This is a genomic window from Streptomyces sp. NPDC005648 (assembly GCF_040605395.1).
Lineage (GTDB): Bacteria > Actinomycetota > Actinomycetes > Streptomycetales > Streptomycetaceae > Streptomyces.
The window spans coordinates 1-16,959 of sequence record NZ_JBEXCS010000068.1 but is presented as its reverse complement, the minus strand read 5'-3'; the positions used below and the strand labels follow the sequence as shown (position 1 = coordinate 16,959).

At 71.6% G+C, this 16,959-nt stretch carries 12 protein-coding genes and 1 pseudogene; 8 read left to right on the top strand and 5 right to left on the bottom strand.

Annotated features, from left to right (window positions below; all coding sequences use genetic code 11):
• Window positions 1-634: 634 nt before the first annotated feature.
• Together treY and glgX are read right to left on the bottom strand one after the other, a co-directional pair.
• Window positions 635-2,989 (bottom strand): malto-oligosyltrehalose synthase, encoded by a 2,355-nt coding sequence (gene treY / locus ABZT17_RS31425; RefSeq protein ID WP_356353753.1) that lies wholly within the window; start codon window positions 2,987-2,989, stop codon window positions 635-637.
• A gap of 91 nt (window positions 2,990-3,080) precedes the next feature.
• The gene (gene glgX / locus ABZT17_RS31420) at window positions 3,081-5,210 is read right to left on the bottom strand and encodes a glycogen debranching protein GlgX (protein WP_356353751.1); all 2,130 of its coding nucleotides are present in this window, start codon (window positions 5,208-5,210) and stop codon (window positions 3,081-3,083) included.
• 161 nt (window positions 5,211-5,371) lie between these two features.
• On the opposite strand from glgX, the gene ABZT17_RS31415 reads away from it, so the two are divergent.
• The 4 genes from ABZT17_RS31415 (at window position 5,372) to ABZT17_RS31400 (ending at window position 9,731) form a co-directional block, all read left to right on the top strand.
• On the top strand, window positions 5,372-6,178 hold the full coding sequence (locus tag ABZT17_RS31415) for a Tat pathway signal sequence domain protein (protein WP_356353749.1): 807 nt from the start codon (window positions 5,372-5,374) through the stop codon (window positions 6,176-6,178).
• Between the two features lie 56 nt (window positions 6,179-6,234).
• Window positions 6,235-7,554: a copper amine oxidase gene (locus ABZT17_RS31410; RefSeq protein ID WP_356353747.1), complete on the top strand. Its 1,320-nt coding sequence runs from the start codon at window positions 6,235-6,237 to the stop codon at window positions 7,552-7,554.
• A gap of 103 nt (window positions 7,555-7,657) precedes the next feature.
• A complete protein-coding gene (locus ABZT17_RS31405; RefSeq protein ID WP_356353811.1) occupies window positions 7,658-8,905 on the top strand; it encodes an SAV2148 family HEPN domain-containing protein in 1,248 nt (415 codons plus the stop codon).
• A 103-nt stretch (window positions 8,906-9,008) separates the two neighbouring features.
• Window positions 9,009-9,731 (top strand): 3'-5' exonuclease, encoded by a 723-nt coding sequence (locus ABZT17_RS31400; protein WP_356353746.1) that lies wholly within the window; start codon window positions 9,009-9,011, stop codon window positions 9,729-9,731.
• 13 nt (window positions 9,732-9,744) lie between these two features.
• On the opposite strand, the gene ABZT17_RS31395 is transcribed toward ABZT17_RS31400, so the two are convergent.
• Entirely contained in the window at window positions 9,745-10,740 is a 996-nt protein-coding gene (locus tag ABZT17_RS31395) for a DMT family transporter (RefSeq protein WP_356353744.1), read from the bottom strand.
• An 81-nt stretch (window positions 10,741-10,821) separates the two neighbouring features.
• On the opposite strand from ABZT17_RS31395, the gene ABZT17_RS31390 reads away from it, so the two are divergent.
• Window positions 10,822-11,736, top strand: a complete 915-nt coding sequence (locus tag ABZT17_RS31390) for a LysR family transcriptional regulator (protein ID WP_356353742.1) — start codon at window positions 10,822-10,824, stop codon at window positions 11,734-11,736.
• Between the two features lie 137 nt (window positions 11,737-11,873).
• Here the strand turns inward: ABZT17_RS31390 and ABZT17_RS31385 are convergent, their stop codons facing one another.
• The gene (locus tag ABZT17_RS31385) at window positions 11,874-12,737 is read right to left on the bottom strand and encodes an aminoglycoside phosphotransferase family protein (RefSeq protein ID WP_356353809.1); all 864 of its coding nucleotides are present in this window, start codon (window positions 12,735-12,737) and stop codon (window positions 11,874-11,876) included.
• Between the two features lie 286 nt (window positions 12,738-13,023).
• On the opposite strand from ABZT17_RS31385, the gene ABZT17_RS31380 reads away from it, so the two are divergent.
• Genes ABZT17_RS31380 through ABZT17_RS31370 form a run of 3 tightly spaced genes read left to right on the top strand, consistent with a single transcriptional unit; the run spans window position 13,024 to window position 16,072 of the window.
• Window positions 13,024-13,965: a sugar ABC transporter permease gene (locus ABZT17_RS31380; protein WP_356353740.1), complete on the top strand. Its 942-nt coding sequence runs from the start codon at window positions 13,024-13,026 to the stop codon at window positions 13,963-13,965.
• Complete coding sequence (locus ABZT17_RS31375; RefSeq protein WP_356353738.1) at window positions 13,962-14,795, top strand: carbohydrate ABC transporter permease; 834 nt, start codon at window positions 13,962-13,964, stop codon at window positions 14,793-14,795. The genes ABZT17_RS31380 and ABZT17_RS31375 overlap by 4 nt, the downstream gene beginning before the upstream one ends.
• Window positions 14,795-16,072 carry a sugar ABC transporter substrate-binding protein gene (locus tag ABZT17_RS31370; RefSeq protein WP_356353736.1) on the top strand — a complete coding sequence of 426 codons (1,278 nt, stop codon included), beginning with the start codon at window positions 14,795-14,797 and terminating at the stop codon, window positions 16,070-16,072. Before ABZT17_RS31375 ends, ABZT17_RS31370 begins: the two co-directional genes overlap by 1 nt.
• A gap of 87 nt (window positions 16,073-16,159) precedes the next feature.
• Here ABZT17_RS31370 and ABZT17_RS31365 read toward each other — a convergent pair.
• Window positions 16,160-16,870: pseudogene (locus tag ABZT17_RS31365) on the bottom strand (MMPL family transporter); the annotation flags it as partial.
• Window positions 16,871-16,959: the final 89 nt, after the last annotated feature.

Genomic DNA, 16,959 nt, shown 5'->3' with positions numbered 1-16,959 from the left:
CGGCTTCGCAATCCGCAGTACCCCACGGTCTCCGGCGACTGTCAAGGTCACGACGGGGGAGGCTCCAGGGGGCGCCCAGATGCATTTACCGCCAGCCGGAACGGACGGTGGCGCACTCCGCGCCCGGCGAGGGTCGCTCACGGCCTGCCGAAGGGCAGGGGAGCACGGGCGGGGCGGTATGGCACGGGCCGTCACCGCGGCTGACGGGGGCGGCGGGGCGGTGCGCGGGGCGGCGTGCGCCTCCGCCTAGAGCGTGTTCGAAAGTCCCGTCCTCCGCCCGGAGGGCGGGCCGGGCGGCGTCATGGGGGAGCGTGCTCTTGGCGTGCCGGGTGGAAGCCCTCGTACTGGTTGTACGTGGGTTTTCGCCCGGTGCGGCGAGAGTGCGTGCCAGGCGTCGAGCGGCAGGCGGGACCTTCGCGACACGCCCTGGCCGAGTCCGACGGCCGCGGTCCGCGGCGAGGAGCAGGTCGCCCTCGGTGTGAGCCCCGGAAGCGTGCGCGGGTTCGAGCCGGTCGCCCGGACGAGGCCACGGCGCGCGGTGAGGCGGTGCGCGCCGGGCGCACCCGGCTCGCCGGAGCGGGTGGTTTCCGGCCCCTCGTAGCGGCATAGGGGAGTTCATGGCACCCCAGTCGGCTCAGTCTTCGTCGACCCGCTCCAGCAGTGCCACCGGCAGCCGTGCGAAGAGTTCCGCCACGCGTGCGTGCCCCGTGAACTCCCGCTCCGGAGCCAGCACGTCGGACCAGCGGCCCGGCGGCAACGGCAGCACGGTGTCGCGCCAGCCACCCGACTCCGCGAGCCGCAGCGACAGCCGGGTCACCGCGGTGACGACCTCGCCGGACCGGGTGAACGCCGCACAGTGGGCCGCCGCCGGGCCCTCGGCGGTGAGCGGCGCGTACGTGGCCGCGTCCCCGAAGGCGCCGGGCCGCCGCGCCCGCAGCCGTAGCGCCGCGGCGGTGAGCGCACCCTTGTCGCCGGTGTCCTCGGGCGGGAACCGCACCGGCCGCCGGTTGTCCGGGTCGACGAGCGCCAGGTACTCGCCCTCGGTGCCCTGATAGAGGTCCGGCACGCCCGGCATCGTCAGATGGACCAGGGCGGTGCCCAGCACATTGGCCCGGATGTGCGGCTCCAACGCCCCGCGCAGGGCCACGACGTGCTCACCCGGCACCCAGCACGGCCCCGCCGCGACAAACGCCGCCACCGCCTCCTCGTAGGCGGGCTCCTGCTCCGTCCAGCTGGTGAACAGCCCCGCCTCGCGCACATGCTTCAGCAGCGCCGGCCCCACCCGCTCCGCGTCCGCCGCGCCGAGCCCGAACACCGTCTGCCAGGCCGCCCACGCCACCTGCGGATCGGGCACGCCCTCCCAGTCCCGGGTCACCTCGGCGAGGACGTCCGCCCATCGCCCGGGGCACTCGGTGAGCACCGCGAGGGCCGCCCGTACGTCGGCGCTGCGCTTGGTGTCGTGGGTCGAGACGACCGTGCCGGTCGCCGGCCAGTCGCGCTGCACGCGCGCGCAGTACGCGTGGAAGTCCTCCGGGGACACCGCGGGGCTCCCCGGGTCGCCGCCCACCTCGTTCGCCGACAGCAGCGGCACATAGCGGTAGTAGGCCGTGTCCTCCACCGACTTGGCGCGCAGCGCCGACGCCGTCTGCGCGAACCGGGTCCGGAACTCGACGTGGTCGGGCCCGGTGCCGTACGCGCCCAGCACCAGGTCGCGCACCACGTCGACCGCGCCCGCCTCCTCCGGGACGGCGAAGGCGAGCCGGGCCTCGGCCGCGGCCTCCTCGGTGACGACGAGGGAGGCGTCCTGGGAGGCGTAGGGCCGGTACACCTCCAGCCGGACCAGGAGCTCCTGGAGCGCCGTACGCAGCGCCCACGGGGCGCGGTCGCGCAGCGCGGGGTCCGGGGAAGTGGCGCACACCCTGTCCGCCACCCGGGTCAGCCGGTCCGTCTCGGCGGCCAGCTCGTGCGTGAGCACCTTGTACGCGGCCCTGCGCACCGTCGCCGCCCAGTCGCCGCCCCGGTCCGTCTGCGGGGCCGCGAACCGCCGGTAGTGGCCGAGGAGTTCCCCGGCCCCCGCCGGGTCGGCGAAGAGCCCGTCGACGTGCCGCAGGGCGTCGTAGCCGGTGGTGCCCGCGACGGGCCACGAGGCGGGCAGGGGCTCGCCGTCCGCGAGGATCTTCTCGACGACCGTCCAACGGCCGCCGGTCGCCTCGTACAGCCGCGCCAGGTACGTGTCGGGGTCGGCGAGGCCGTCCGGGTGGTCGACGCGCAGCCCGTCGACGACGCCCTCGCGCAGCAGCTGAAGGATCTTCGTGTGCGTGGCCTCGAACACCTCCGGGTCCTCCACCCGCACCCCGATCAGCTCCGAGATGCTGAAGAAGCGCCGGTAGTTGAGCTCCGTCCGGGCCAGCCGCCACCACACGGGGCGGTACCACTGGGCGTCCAGCAGCCGCGGCAGGGGCAGCTCCCCGGTGCCCTCCCGCAGCGGGAACACATGGTCGTGGTAGCGCAGCACGTCGCCGTCGACCCGCAGCTCGTCGATCACCGAGCCGAGCGGGCCGCCCAGCACCGGCAGCAGCACCTGGCCGCCCTGCGCCTCCCAGTCGATGTCGAACCAGCGCGCGTACGGCGACTTCGGGCCCTCCCGCAGCACCTCCCACAGGGCGCGGTTGTGCCGCGGGGACATCGCCATGTGGTTCGGCACGATGTCCACGACCAGACCGAGACCGTGCTCCCGCGCGGTGCGCGCCAGCGCGCGCAGTCCCTCCTCGCCCCCCAGTTCCTCCCGCACGCGCGCGTGGTCGACGACGTCATAGCCGTGCGCCGAGCCGGGGACGGCCTCCAGGACGGGGGACAGGTGCAGGTGGGAGACGCCGAGCGAGGCCAGGTACGGCACGGCCGCCGACGCGGCCCCGAAGGGGAACCCGGGCTGCAGCTGCAGCCGGTACGTGGCCGTGGGCACCGACAGGGCGGGTCGCTCAGGTGTCATGCAGACCTACGTACCCGCCCTGCCGCCGTTCGTGCCCTCACACCCCCCACGCGTGCACGCGTCCCCCGGTCGGCCCACCCGGGTCCACGCCCTAGACCGGCCGCTGCAGCACCGTCAGGCTGCGGTTCACCAGGGTCAGCCGGTCGCCGGCCGCCACCTTCTGGCCCTCGCCGGGCGGTACGCCGTCCGGGCGGGCGGTGTCCACGACCACCTGCCACTGCCGGCCGTGGTTGACCGGCACCACGAAGTCCAGCGCCTCGGGCGAGGCGTTGAACATCAGCAGGAACGAGTCGTCGGTGATCCGCTCCCCACGGGAGCCGGGCTCGGAGATCGCGTTGCCGTTGAGGAACACCGACAGCGCCGAGGCCGGGGCCGAGTCCCAGTCCCGCTGGGTCATCTCCTTGCCCTCCGGGGTGAACCAGGCGATGTCCGACAGCTCGTCGTGGGTGCCCTCCACGGGACGGCCGTGGAAGAAGCGGCGGCGCCGGAAGACCGGGTGGTCCTTGCGCAGCCACACCATCGCGCGCGTGAAGGCCAGCAGCTGCCGGTCGGCCGCGTCCTCGGCGGCGTCCTCGTCGAGCCACTTCACCCAGGCCAGCTCGTTGTCCTGGCAGTAGGCGTTGTTGTTGCCGCCCTGGGTGCGCGCGAACTCGTCGCCGTGGCTGATCATCGGCACACCCTGGGACAGCATCAGGGTGGCGACGAAGTTGCGCATCTGCCGCGCCCGCAGCCCGAGCACCTCCGGATCGTCGGTCTCGCCCTCCGCCCCGCAGTTCCACGAGCGGTTGTGGCTCTCGCCGTCCCGGTTGTCCTCGCCGTTGGCCCGGTTGTGCTTGTTGTTGTAGGACACCAGGTCGTGCAGGGTGAAGCCGTCGTGGCAGGTCACGAAGTTGATCGAGGCCAGCGGTCGGCGGCCGTCGTCCTGGTAGAGGTCCGAGGAGCCGGTCAGCCGGGACGCGAACTCCGCGAGCGCGCGCTGCTCGCCGCGCCACATGTCCCGTACGGTGTCGCGGTACTTGCCGTTCCACTCGGTCCACAGCGGCGGGAAGTTGCCCACCTGGTAGCCGCCCTCGCCGACGTCCCACGGCTCGGCGATCAGCTTCACCTGGGAGACCACCGGGTCCTGCTGCACCAGGTCGAAGAACGACGACAGCCGGTCCACCTCGTGGAACTGCCGCGCGAGCGTCGCCGCGAGGTCGAAGCGGAAGCCGTCGACATGCATCTCGGTGACCCAGTAGCGCAGCGAGTCCATGATCAGCTGCAGGACGTGCGGCGACCGCATCAGCAGGGAGTTCCCGGTGCCGGTGGTGTCCATGTAGTACCGGGGGTCGTCCGTGAGGCGGTAGTACGACGCGTTGTCGAGGCCCTTGAAGGACAGCGTCGGCCCCAGGTGGTTGCCCTCGGCCGTGTGGTTGTAGACGACGTCCAGGATGACCTCGATGCCGGCCTCGTGCAGCGCCCGCACCGCCGACTTGAACTCCAGGACCTGCTGGCCGCGGTCACCCCAGGAGGCGTAGGCGTTGTGCGGGGCGAAGAAACCGATGGTGTTGTAGCCCCAGTAGTTGTTCAGGCCCATGTCGACCAGCCGGTGGTCGTTGACGAACTGGTGGACCGGCATCAGCTCCAGCGTGGTCACACCGAGCTCCACCAGGTGCTCGATGATCACCGGGTGCGCGAGCGCCGCGTAGGTGCCGCGCAGCTCCTCCGGCAGCCCAGGGTGGCGCATGGTGAGGCCCTTGACGTGGGCCTCGTAGATCACCGTCTCGTGGTAGCCGCGCCGGGGCCTGCGGTCGTCGCCCCAGTCGAAGTACGGGTTGACCACGACCGACGTCATCGTGTGCGGCGCCGAGTCCAGGTCGTTGCGCTCGTCGGGGGCGTCGAAGTGGTAGCCGTAGACCTCCTCCCCCCAGCGGACGGAGCCGCTGATCGCGCGGGCGTAGGGGTCGAGCAGCAGTTTCGCCGAGTTGCAGCGCTGGCCGCGCCCCGGCTCGTACGGGCCGTGCGCCCGGAAGCCGTACCGCTGTCCCGGCATGATGCCGGGCACGTACGCGTGCCGTACGAACGCGTCGCTCTCGCGCAGTTCCACCGCCGTCTCCGAGCCGTCGTCGTGCAACAGACACAGCTCTACTCGGTCCGCGGCCTCCGAGAAGACCGCGAAATTGGTGCCGGCGCCGTCGTACGTGGCACCGAGCGGATATGCCTCGCCAGGCCAGACCTGCATGGACACGACTCTTTCAGGTGGAGCGAGCCCCGGGGGGCGCCTTGACGTCGAGTCTCCCCGAAAGTGATGGAACCACCTATGACTTACGTCCCTCTTACCGATCGACCAACCAGTGGGGCAGACATGTACTCCTGTGACTGAAGGGGGAGTAGGGGGAAGATGTGCGCGAGATAGTGCACCGCCATCTGGGCAAGATGGTGGCGGGAGCGGCCATAGCGGTGGCCGGGACCGCCGTGATGGTCGGGATCACCCTGCCGGGGACGGCGGGGGCCGACGAAACGGGAGGAACCGGGGCGGCGGCCCGGTCCCAGCAGGCGGGTGGGGCCGGGGCCGCCCGGCCGGGCGTCGTCGAGTCGCCGCCCGCCGAGAGCGACAAGGGCAAGGGCACCGACCCGCTCACCGACGACGAGACCGAGCGGGCCGAGCGGATCGCCGCCGACCGGCAGCTGCTCGCCTCCGCCGAGAACGTGGACGGCAGACGCGGTCCGCAGCGGCTGACCGTCGACCTCGCCGACCCCGAGGACGACGAGGCCGACGACCCGAACCCGCCGCGGCGGGCCGATGTGACGTTCTACGACTACCGCGACGACACCCTGGTCACCAAGACCGTCGATCTCGACACCGGGAAGGTCGAGGAGACCGGCGTCCAGCACGGGGTGCAGCCGCCGCTGAGCCGCGCCGAGAACACCGAGGCGGCCGCCCTGCTGATCGCCGACCCGCTCGGCGCGGGCCTGAAGGCCGACTACAAGGACGCGACCGGCCGGGAACTGACCTCTCCCGACCAGCTGCTGTTCAACGGAGCGGTCTACCGGGCCACACCGGGCGCCCAGCCCGCCGCGCTCGACAAGTGCGGCGAGCACCGGTGCGTACGGCTGTTCCCCAAGGTGAAGAACGGCCCCTGGATCGACGCCCGGTCCATCGTCGTCGACCTCAGCGCCCGCAAGGTCGCCCAGCTCAGGCGCGGCTGAGCCCGCCCACCGTCCACCTTTCCCACCCGCTCCTCCGGTAAGGGAGTCACCTCGTCATGCCCTCCACCAGAACGAGTCGCGCACGCACGCGTGCGGCCGTCGGCCTCTCGGTGGCCGCGCTCGCCGCCGGCGCGACCACCGGCGCCGGACCCGCCGCCGCCCAGCCGAAGGCCGCCGCCGCGGCCGCCGCCGACTGCAGCAGCACCTACAAGATCGAGCAGAAGCTGTCCAGCGGCACCACCTGGCGGATGTGCTGGCGCTACGACAGCAAGGCCGGGCTCGTCCTCGACGACGTCTCCTACCAGCCCAAGGGCGAGACCCAGCCGATCAAGGTCCTGAGCAGCGCCCGCCTGGCCCAGATCGACGTCCCCTACGACGACGGCAGCGTCGAGTACGACGACCTCACCGGCTTCGGCTTCGCCCAGGGACTGGTCAACCTCGCGCCCGGCGAGTGCCCCGGCGGCACCATCAAGTCCGTCAAGGTCCCCGACTCCTGGGACCCGGCCCACCCGGACGTCAACGGCCTGTGCACCACCACGCGCTCGCGCGGGCACGCGTACCGCATGCAGGGCGACACGGCGAACAAGGTCTACCAGGCGCAGGGCAAGGACCTCCTCGTCTACACGGTCAACCAGGTCGGCTGGTACGAGTACATGACCGAGTGGCGCTTCCAGGACGACGGCACCGTCAACATGAACGTCGGCGCCACCGGAAGCCTCTCCTTCGACGACTACGACGCCGGGGACGGCCGCGGCTGGCCCATCGGCAAGGGCGCGAGCGCCTACGCCACCAGCCACAGCCACAACGTCTTCTGGCGGCTCGACTTCGGCCTCGACGGCTCGTCGAAGACGAAGATCGAGCAGTACGACTCGGCCGTCAGCGCGCCCGTGCGCGGCCAGGAGGCGCCGACCAACAAGACCACCCGCACCAAGGTCACCAAGGAACTCGCGGGCGACGCCAGGACCTACCGCTGGTGGCGGGTGGTCAGCGAGACGGGCAAGAACAAGGACGGGCACGCGCGCTCGTACGAGATCGTCCCCGGGCCCACCACCAAGTACCCCGGCCGCAGCTTCACCAAGCACGACGTGTACTTCACCGAGTACAACAAGTGCGAGCAGTTCGCCAGCAACAACACCGGCGCCTGCCCCGCCGGAGCGGGCCGTTCCGTCGACACGTGGGTGAACGGCCAGACCCTCACCCATCCGATCGTCTGGATGAACGTGGGCTTCCACCACATCGCCCGTGACGAGGACCAGCAGCCCATGCCGGTCCACTGGCAGGGCTTCTCGATCGCCCCCCGGGACGTCACCGCTATGAATCCGCTCACTCCGGACGAGCTCGCCTGGCAGAACGGGCACTGGCGACCGCGTAGTTGAGAAACGACCCTGTCCATCCGGCTGCATCGCCGACCGGTCCCGGAGTACCCTTCCTTGATCGTTGGCAAGGGGAGTGCTCGGGGGAGCGGAAGGCGGTGCGCGGGTGGGCTCGGGAGGGCTGGAGTTGCCCCCTGGTGACGAGGGTCACGAGGGGAACTCCGCAGACGTCCCGCCCGGCACGGTGTCCCTGGCGAGGCCCATGGAGACGAGTTCCATCGGACCGGAGCTGGACTGGGACGCCGACGCCTGGCGTGAGGTGCGTACGCGCGCTCAGCGAGCCGGCCGGGCCTACATCTGGCTGAACCTCGTCGAACAGCGGCTGCGGGCGGTCGTGGCGGCCGTCCTGCGTCCCATCTACGAACCCGTCCACGGGGACGAGTGGGTGATCGCGGCGGCCGGACCGGCCGGCCAGGAGTGGGTGCAGCGCGCGGTCGCCGTGCGCGAAGTCAGCCGCCGCAAGGGCTACTTGCTCGACCCGGCCGACGACAACGTCCTCAGCTTCCTCACCCTGCCCCAGCTGCGCGAGCTGATGGTGCAGCACTGGCCGTGCTTCGAGCCGTACGTCGACGACCGCCGCGACGTCGAACTCGCCCTGGACGAGCTGGAGGTGACCCGTAACGTCGTCTCCCGCAACCGCGCCCTGTCCGAGGCCGTCCTGGGCCAGGCCGAGCGGGCCTCGGCCAGGCTGCTGGACGTGCTCGCCTCGGGCGGCGACGTGCCGTCCTCGCGGCGGCTGCCCGTGGACGCGGTCGAGGAACTCGTCGGCGACCGGTATGCCGACGTGGTCGCCGTCCACCCCGACCGGGTGCGGCTGCTGCGCCAGTTCCCCGCCGAGGACATCTTCGGCGGCGCCCGCCGCCTGGACGCCGTCGGCATCGGCCTCAACCTCCTCGTGCAGAACTTCTCCGGCCGCCGCCTGGTCCGTCTCGCCGAGGCCGGCTGCCGGGTCCGGCTGCTGTTCCTCAACCCCGCCTCCAGCGCGGTCAAGCGCCGCGAGCGCGAACTGGGCATGAAGCGGGGCGAGTTGAGTCGCGCGGTCGAGATGAACATCCTCCATATGCGCCGGGTGCGGTCCCGGCTGCGCGATCCGGGCGCCTTCGAGATCCAGGTCTACGACGAGACCCCGCGCTTCACCGCGTACCTCGTCGACGGCGACGGCTCCGACGGCATAGCGGTCGTGCAGTCCTATCTGCGCAGGTCCCGCGGTATGGAGGCACCCGTGCTCGTGCTGCGCAACGGCAACCGCGTGGTCAAGCCGGACGAGTCGGACACCGGGGTGGACAGCGGTCTCTTCCCGACCTACCGCGAGGAGTTCGAGACGGCTTGGGTGGATTCGCGTCCCGTGTCATGAACTGTCCGGGGCTCGCAAGCGGAACGCGGTCCGCTGATTGTCAGTGGCCCATGGGAAGGTGGAGACCACTGGGGGAAAGCACCACCGAGAAGGGGGACCGCCCATGGGCTGGCACCGCGAGCTGCTGATCGGCTTCGACCTGGAGACGACCGGGACCGATCCGCGCGAGGCGCGCATCGTCACGGGGGCCGTGATCGAGGTCAGGGACGGGCAGGCCATAGGGCGCAAGGAGTGGCTGGCGGACCCCGGCGTGGAGATCCCGGCCGACGCGGTGGCCGTGCACGGGATCAGCAACGAGCGGGCGGCCACCGAGGGCCGCCCCGCCGACCAGGTGGCGGACGCCATCGCCGACGTCCTCACCGCCTACTGGAAGACGGGCGTGCCGGTCGTCGCCTACAACGCCGCCTTCGACCTGAGCCTGCTCTCCGCCGAACTGCGCCGCCACGGACTCCCGTCCCTGCGCGACCGCCTGGGCGGCCTCGACCCCGCCCCGGTCATCGACCCGTACACCATCGACCGCTGGGCAGACCGCTACCGCCGGGGCAAGCGCAACCTCGAAGCGGTCTGCACGGAGTACGGCGTCCCCCTCGACGCCGCCCACGACGCCTCGGCCGACGCCCTCGCCGCGGCCGGCCTGGCCTGCGCGATAGCCGCCCGCCACCCCAAGGTCGCGGCCCTCGGCCCGGCGGAACTGCACCGCCGCCAGATCGAGTGGTACGCGCAATGGGCGGCGGACTTCCAGAGCTTCCTGCGCCGCAAGGGCGACACGACCGCCGTGGTGGACGGCACCTGGCCGCTGCGGGAGCTGACGGACGAGCCGGTCTGAGACGTGGGTCGGCTCAGACACCGGTGGCGCTGGTGGCGCGACCTCGGACAGCCGGTGCGTGCGGTGCGTCGGTGTCATCCCGTACGCCGGTCCCGGGCGGGCCCGCTGTGCGGTGGGCGCGTTCCACGGCCTGCCCCCAGTAGGTGCCGGCGACCATCAGGGCCGCGCCCAGCGCCGTGAGCGCGGTCAGTCTCTCGCCGCCGAGGGCGATGCCCACGGCCATGGCCCACACCGGTTCCGTGCCCAGCAGCAGGCTGGCCCGGCTCGCGGACGTCCGCTGCACGGCCCACGTCTGCACGAGAAAGGCGAACACACTGCAGAACAGGGCGAGATAGACCAGCTGTGTCCAGGTCCCGCCGTCGGCCCGGGCGAGCGTCGGCAGGCCGAGCACACCGGCCGGCAGGAACAGGGCCGTCCCGACGAGGGTCTGCACGGTCGTCAGATGCAGCGGCCGGACGGCCCGGCGCCGCGTGAGCCGCCCGACGAGCACGACATGCACCGCCCGCACCAGAGCGGCCCCGAGCATCAACAGGTCGCCGAGACGCGGGGCATGGAAGCCGTCGCCGGACATCAGCAGCCCCACGGCCAGGACGCACACACCGGCGGCGGCGAAGAACACGGGAGGCAGCCCGGTCCGCCCGGCCTGTCCGGTCCGCCCGGCACGTCTGCCGCCACGGTCGAGGAGCGGGGTGAGCACGATGGTGAGACTGATGATCAGCCCCGCGTTGGCGGCACTGGTGTGGGCGACGCCGTACGTCTCCACGACGAGCACCGCCGCCTGGGTCACCCCGAGAGGCACACCGGTGCGCAGCTCGTCCCGGGTCCACCGCCGCGGCCCGCGCCCGACGGCGACGAGCCCGAGGCAGGCGAGCGCGGAGAGGGCGTACCGCGCGAAGAGCACCAGCAGCACCGGCAGGGCGGAGGTGGCCGTCTGGGCGGACAGATAGCTGGAACCCCAGACCACGGCGACCAGGAGGAGTATCGGATCGGTACGGCGCAGTTCGGACATGGCCCCATGGTGAGCCGATCACAACCGTGAAGCCCAGTGTCACCTTCTTCATAAATCTTTTAGCACTCCTACACTGAGGGCGTGGACGAACGGCAGCTGCGCATCCTGCGGGAACTCGGCGAACTCGGCAGTGTCACGGCGGTCGCCGAGGCGTTGCTGGTGACGCCGTCGGCGATCTCCCAGCAACTGCGGCTGCTGCAGCGCGCGATCCCCGTGCCGCTCACCGAGCGGGACGGCCGCCGTCTGGTGCTCACGGACGCCGGCCGGGCGCTGGCGGGCGCCGCCATCGAGGTGGAGACGGCGCTGGCACGCGCCCGGCACACGGTGGGGGAGTTCCTGGACCGCCCCGACGGCGAGGTGTCCCTCGCGGCGTTCAACAGCGCGGCCACGACGTTCTTCCCACCCCTCCTCAAGGCGCTCACCGCACCGGACGCCCCCACCCTCGCGCTCGCCGACGGGGACGTCACCCAGGACGACTTCCCCCGCCTGACCCGCGAGTACGACCTGGTCCTGGCCCACCGTCTGGACCATGCCCCGCCCTGGCCGGCCACGGTCGCGGCGGCGACGCTGCTGCGCGAACCGCTGGACGTCGCCATGCCGGTGACCCATCCCCTGGCCGCGAAACGCCGCGTGACGCCGAAAGACGTCGCGGACGAACCGTGGATCACCGTCCACGACGGCTTCCCCCTCATGGCCACCATCGAGGCCATCGCCGCGGCGGCGGGCCACCGCCTCCATCTGGCGCACCGGGTCAACGAGTTCTCGGTGGTGGCGGAGCTGGTGGCGGCGGGAGGCGGACTGGCCCTGATGCCCCGCTGGACGGTGCGCCCCCACCCCGCACTGGCCTTGAGACCACTGAGCGGAGTCCGGGCAAGACGCCACATCGACGCCCTCTACCGACCGGAGCGGACGGCCCGGCGAGCGGTCCGTACGGTCCTCACGGCGTTGCTGCGCGCGGCGAGCGCTGTGCGGGAGGGCGAGGAGAGGCGCCGTTGAGGGGCGCGGGGCGCGGGGCGTGGGGCACACGGGGCGTGGGGCGCTCGGCACTTCAGCTCCTCAGAACCTCAGCCCCCGGTCCCTCAGCCCCCGGTCCCTCAGCCCCCGGTCCCTCAGCCCCCAGCCCCCCCAGCCCCTCAGAACGGATACCACCGCACCGTCTCGTCCCCGCTCCGCAGCGACGCCACCCGCCGCTCGAACTCGGCCAGCGCCTTGGGATTGCTCGGCGCGTGCTGGGCCACCCATGCGCAACTGGCCGTCTCCCGGGCTCCCCGCAACACCGAGCACCCCTCCCACTCCCGCACATCCCAGCCGTAGACCTCGGTGAACGAGTCGTAGGCCGCGTCGGGCATCCCGTACCGGTCGTGCGACAGCGCCATGACCACCAGATCGTGCTCCCGCAGATCCGAGGAGAAGGTCTCCAGATCCACCAGCACCGGCCCGTCGGGACCGACATGCACATTCCGGGGGAGGGCGTCACCGTGGATCGGGCCGGACGGCAACCGTGGCGTCAGCGCGGCCGCCGCCCCCGCGAACCCGTCCCTCCGCTCCCGCAGATACGCCGCGTCGGCGGGATCGATCGCATCCCCCGCCAGCCGCAGCCACCTCTCCACCCCACCCAGCAACTCCCGCCGCGGCAGGGCGAATCCGGGCGACGGCAGCGCGTGCACGACCCGCAGCAGTTCGGCCAAATCCCGTGGTTCGGCCGACCGGACGGCATCCGGCATCCGGTGCCACAGCGTCACCGGGTGCCCCTCGACCAGCAACGGCTTCTCCGCCGCCGCCCGTACCGCCGGCACACCCTCCTGCGCGAGCCACACGGCGACGGCCAGCTCCCGCCGCGCTCGATCCAGCAGTTCGGCGTCACGGCCCACCTTGACGACCAGGTCACCGGCGGCGAACACCGCGTTCTCGCCGAGGGCGAGGAGCGACGCGTCCCCGGCCGGCCCCGGCACCACCCCCGCCGCGGCCAGTACCTCCCGCGCCCGTGCCTCGTCCATCGTCAGCCTCCCCTGTCCGCTGTCCGGGTGCGCCCCGGTCGCCGCTCCGGTGAACGGCGCCGAGTTCACGCCACTCCCCGGCCAGTCTCGCATTCGCACAGGTCGGACCGTGTGCACACCACCTTGACGGTGCCTACGTCCTTCACGACCATGACGGAGGCCACCAACCCGGCACCACACCGCCCCGGCACCGCCCCGACACCGACCGGCTGCCGGTCCGGCATCGACCGGGCGCGGGAGGGTACTGGCCCGGCACCGTCCCGACCCGTGTGAAGGAGCCGAAGACGTGGCACTGGTGAGCGCGACAGGACGGTCGACGCGACGCCCGTCACGCACCACCGGTGCCCGGGACCGCGCACCCGCCGACCGCGGGGCCTGGTTCCTGGTCCTGCCCGCCCTGATCCCGATCCTCGTCCTGAGCGTGGGCCCCCTCCTCTACGGCATCCTGCTGGCCTTCACCGACTCCCAGTCGGGCCGCACCCGGTCCACCCAGTGGATCGGCGGCCTCAACTTCCGGGACCTGCTGCACGACACGCTGTTCTGGGAGTCGTTCCGGATCGGTCTGGTGTGGGCGGCCGGCGTCACCGTCGCGCAGTTCCTGCTCGCCCTCGGCCTCGCCCTCCTGCTGAACCAGGAGCTGCGCCTGCGCCGGCTGGCCCGGGCCCTCGCGATCATCCCCTGGGCGATGCCCGAGGTCGTCGTGGGCATCATGTGGCGGCTGGTCTACAACCCGGACGCGGGTGTTCTCAACGAGACCCTGCGCGACCTCGGCCTCGCGGGCGGCCATGACTGGCTCAGCGGTCTCGGCACCGCGCTGCCCGCCGTGATCGTGGTGGGCGTCTGGGCGGGCATGCCCCAGACCACGGTCGCCCTGCTCGCCGGTCTGCAGAACACCCCGCGGGAACTCCACGAGGCCGCCGCGGTGGACGGTGCCGGAGCGTGGCGCCGCTTTCACACGGTCACCTGGCCCGCCCTGCGCCCCGTCGCCCTCGCCATCACCGCCCTCGACCTCATCTGGAACTTCAACGCCTTCGCCCTGGTGTATGTGCTGACCAACGGCGGTCCCGGCGGCCGTACCCGACTGCCCATGCTCTTCGCCTACGAAGAGGCCTTCCGCTACGGCCAGTTCGGGTACGCGGCGGCGATGGGATGTGTGATGGTCGCCGTCATCTCGGTACTCCTGGCCCTGTTCCTGGTGGGCCGGCTCCGGGGAGGCGACGACGCATGAGGACCCGGACGACCACCCGGACCGGCCAGTACGCCGCCCTGCTCGCGTATCTCGCCTTTCTCGCCTTCCCGTTCCTCTGGCTGCTGTCCACCGCCTTCAAGTCGCCCCGCGAGCTGGGCAGTCTCCACCCGACCTGGATTCCCCGGCACCCCACCCTCGACAACTTCCGCCAGGCCTTCGACGAACAGCCACTGCTGCACGCGGCCCTCAACTCCCTGCTCGCCGCGAGCGGGGCGGCGATCGTCGCCGTGGTCGTCGCGACTCCGCTCGCCTATGTGACGGCCCGTCGCCGCACCGCACTGACCCGGGCCGCGACCGGCTGGGTGATCGTCAGCCAGGCCTTCCCGCTGGTCCTGGTGATCATCCCGCTGTTCCTGGTGCTGAAGAACCTGCGGCTGATCAACTCCCTTGCGGGGCTGACACTCGTGTACGTGGTCTGGGCACTGCCCTTCGCACTGTGGATGCTCGCCGGATACGTACGCGCGGTGCCGACCGAGGTCGAGGAGGCGGCGGCCGTCGACGGGGCCGGGCGGGCGCGGACGCTCGTCTCGGTCGTGGCGCCACTGCTCGCGCCCGGGATCGTGGCGACAGGGCTGTTCGCGTTCGTCACCGCGTGGAACGAGTTCTTCTTCGCGCTCGTCCTGCTGAAGACGCCCGAGAAACAGACCCTGCCCGTCGTCCTCACCCGGTTCATCGGCGCCGAGGGCGTCGCCGACCTCGGCCCGCTGGCGGCGGCGGCCTTCCTCGCGACCCTGCCCTCCCTCGTCGTCTTCGCCGTCGTCCAGCGACGGATCACCGGCGGCATGCTCACCGGGGCGGTGAAGAACTGATGCGTGGCAGACTGATCGGCTTCCTGGTCCTGGCCCTGCTGCTCGCCGGCTGCACGAACGCCGGCCCCGCGAACGAGGGCCGGATCACCCTGCGGTTCCAGTCCCTGGCCTGGCAGGAGGAGTCCGTCCAGGTCAACAAGGAGTTGGTGAAGGAGTGGAACGCCAGTCATCCGAACGTCAAGGTCCAGTACGTGCAAGGCAGTTGGGACAGCGTCCACGACCAGCTCCTCACCTCCTTCGAGGGCGGCCAGGCCCCCGACATCATCCACGACGCCTCCGACGACCTCGCGGACTTCGCCTACGGCGGCTACCTCGCCGACCTGCGCCACCTGCTGCCCGCCCGCCTCAAGTCCGGTATCCCCCAGCACAGTTGGGACACGACGACCTTCGGCGACGGCGTCTACGGCGTGCCCTTCCTCCAGGAGCCCCGCGTCCTCATGGCCAACGCGAACTGGCTGAAACGGGCAGGGGTGCGCATCCCGACAGCCCGACACCCCTGGAGCTGGGCCGAGTTCAGGAAGGTCACCGAGCAGCTCAGCGGCGACGGCAGGTACGGCGTCGCCTGGCCGCTGAAGGAACCCGTCTCCGCGACCCTCAACCTCTCCCTCTCCAATGGCGGCGAACTCTTTCACCGAGGCGCCGACGGCAGGGTCACCGTCCGCTTCGAGGCGGCCGACCAGGTGGTGCCCCGCACCATCCACGACCAGGTGAACACCGACCGCAGCGCCTCGCCCACCACCCTCGGCAGCGGCGGCTCGGACACCCTGCCCGGGTTCTTCGGCGGCAAGTACGCGATGGTGCCGCTCGGGTTCTCCTACCGCCAGCAGATCGCGCAGCAGGCCCCCAAGGGCTTCGACTGGCGGGTGCTGCCCGCGCCCGCCGGCGCCGACGGGCTGACCCAGGGCGTCAGCCCGCAGACTCTCTCCATCGCTCAGGACAGCAGCCACAAGAAGGAGGCCGCCGAGTTCATCGACTTCCTGCTGCGGCCCGGGAACATGGTGCGGCTGGCGCTCGGCGACTGGATGCTGCCCACCGGCACCCAGGCGCTCGCGGACCCCGCCCTGCACACGCCCAAGGACGGCTGGGCCACCGGCACGGCCCTCGCCGGCCGGCTGCGCCCGGCACCGGCGCAGTCCGTCCGCGGCTACCCCGAGTGGAAGGACAAGGTCGCCACCCCCGCCTTCCAGGAGTACTACAGCGGGGCCATCGGCCTCGACGAACTGCGCCACCGCCTGGAGAGCGACGGCAACCTGGTCCTCGCCCGCTACCAGCGCTGAAAACAGGCCGAAGTCGTCGAGGAGCGGGCATGAAAGAGGGCCCGTTGGTTCCCCCGGGAGACCAACGGGCCCTCGTCACAGGAGGGTTCAGACCCTCAGCCGCTCACCGTGCTCCGGAGCCGACGCCACCACGGCCTCCGGCGCCTCGTCGTGGGTGAGGTCGGGCAGGCGGTTCAGCCACTTCGGCAGATACCAGTTGCGCTCGCCGAGCAGCGCCATCACCGCCGGGAGCAGCACGCCCCGGATGATCGTCGCGTCGATGAGCACCGCGGCCGCGAGACCCACGCCCATCTGCTTCATGGACTGCATGGACAGCGTGCCGAAGATCGCGAACACGGCGACCATGATGACCGCGGCGCTGGTGACCACACCCGCCGTGGTGACCACACCGTGCTGGATCGCGTCCTTCGTCGAACGGCCCCGCAGCCGCGCCTCGCGGATCCGCGAGACCACGAAAACGTGGTAGTCCATGCTCAGCCCGAACAGGATCACGAACAGGAACAATGGCAGCCAGGTGATGATCGCGCCGACGCCCTCCGCACCCACCAGCGAGGCACCCCAGCCGTGCTGGAAGACCGCGACGAGGATGCCGTACGCGGCGCCCACGGAAAGGAGGTTGAGCACGATCGAGGTGATCGCGATGGTCAGCGAGCGGAACGACAGCAGCATCAGCGCGAAGGCGAAGACCACGACGAACGCGAAGACCGGGACGACGGCGCCGCCGAGCTGGTCGTTGAAGTCCTTCGAACCGGCCACCTGACCGGTGATGGGGGCCTGGAGGCCGTCCACCTTGCCTAGATGATCGATTCCAAGGGGTGCCCGTAGAGACGTGAACGAGGGTGTCCAAGATCGTTGTGTGACGAACAACCTGGACACCCTCGCGACCG

What these genes read in the sequence shown, in the direction of transcription:
- ABZT17_RS31400 (WP_356353746.1), top strand. Translation starts at nt 9,009, where the DNA reads ATGGGCTGGCACCGCGAGCTGCTGATCGGCTTCGACCTGGAGACGACC.
- ABZT17_RS31395 (WP_356353744.1), bottom strand. Translation starts at nt 10,740, where the DNA reads ATGTCCGAACTGCGCCGTACCGATCCGATACTCCTCCTGGTCGCCGTG.
- ABZT17_RS31375 (WP_356353738.1), top strand. Translation starts at nt 13,962, where the DNA reads ATGAGGACCCGGACGACCACCCGGACCGGCCAGTACGCCGCCCTGCTC.
- ABZT17_RS31385 (WP_356353809.1), bottom strand. Translation starts at nt 12,737, where the DNA reads ATGGACGAGGCACGGGCGCGGGAGGTACTGGCCGCGGCGGGGGTGGTG.
- glgX (WP_356353751.1), bottom strand. Translation starts at nt 5,210, where the DNA reads ATGCAGGTCTGGCCTGGCGAGGCATATCCGCTCGGTGCCACGTACGAC.
- ABZT17_RS31410 (WP_356353747.1), top strand. Translation starts at nt 6,235, where the DNA reads ATGCCCTCCACCAGAACGAGTCGCGCACGCACGCGTGCGGCCGTCGGC.
- treY (WP_356353753.1), bottom strand. Translation starts at nt 2,989, where the DNA reads ATGACACCTGAGCGACCCGCCCTGTCGGTGCCCACGGCCACGTACCGG.
- ABZT17_RS31370 (WP_356353736.1), top strand. Translation starts at nt 14,795, where the DNA reads ATGCGTGGCAGACTGATCGGCTTCCTGGTCCTGGCCCTGCTGCTCGCC.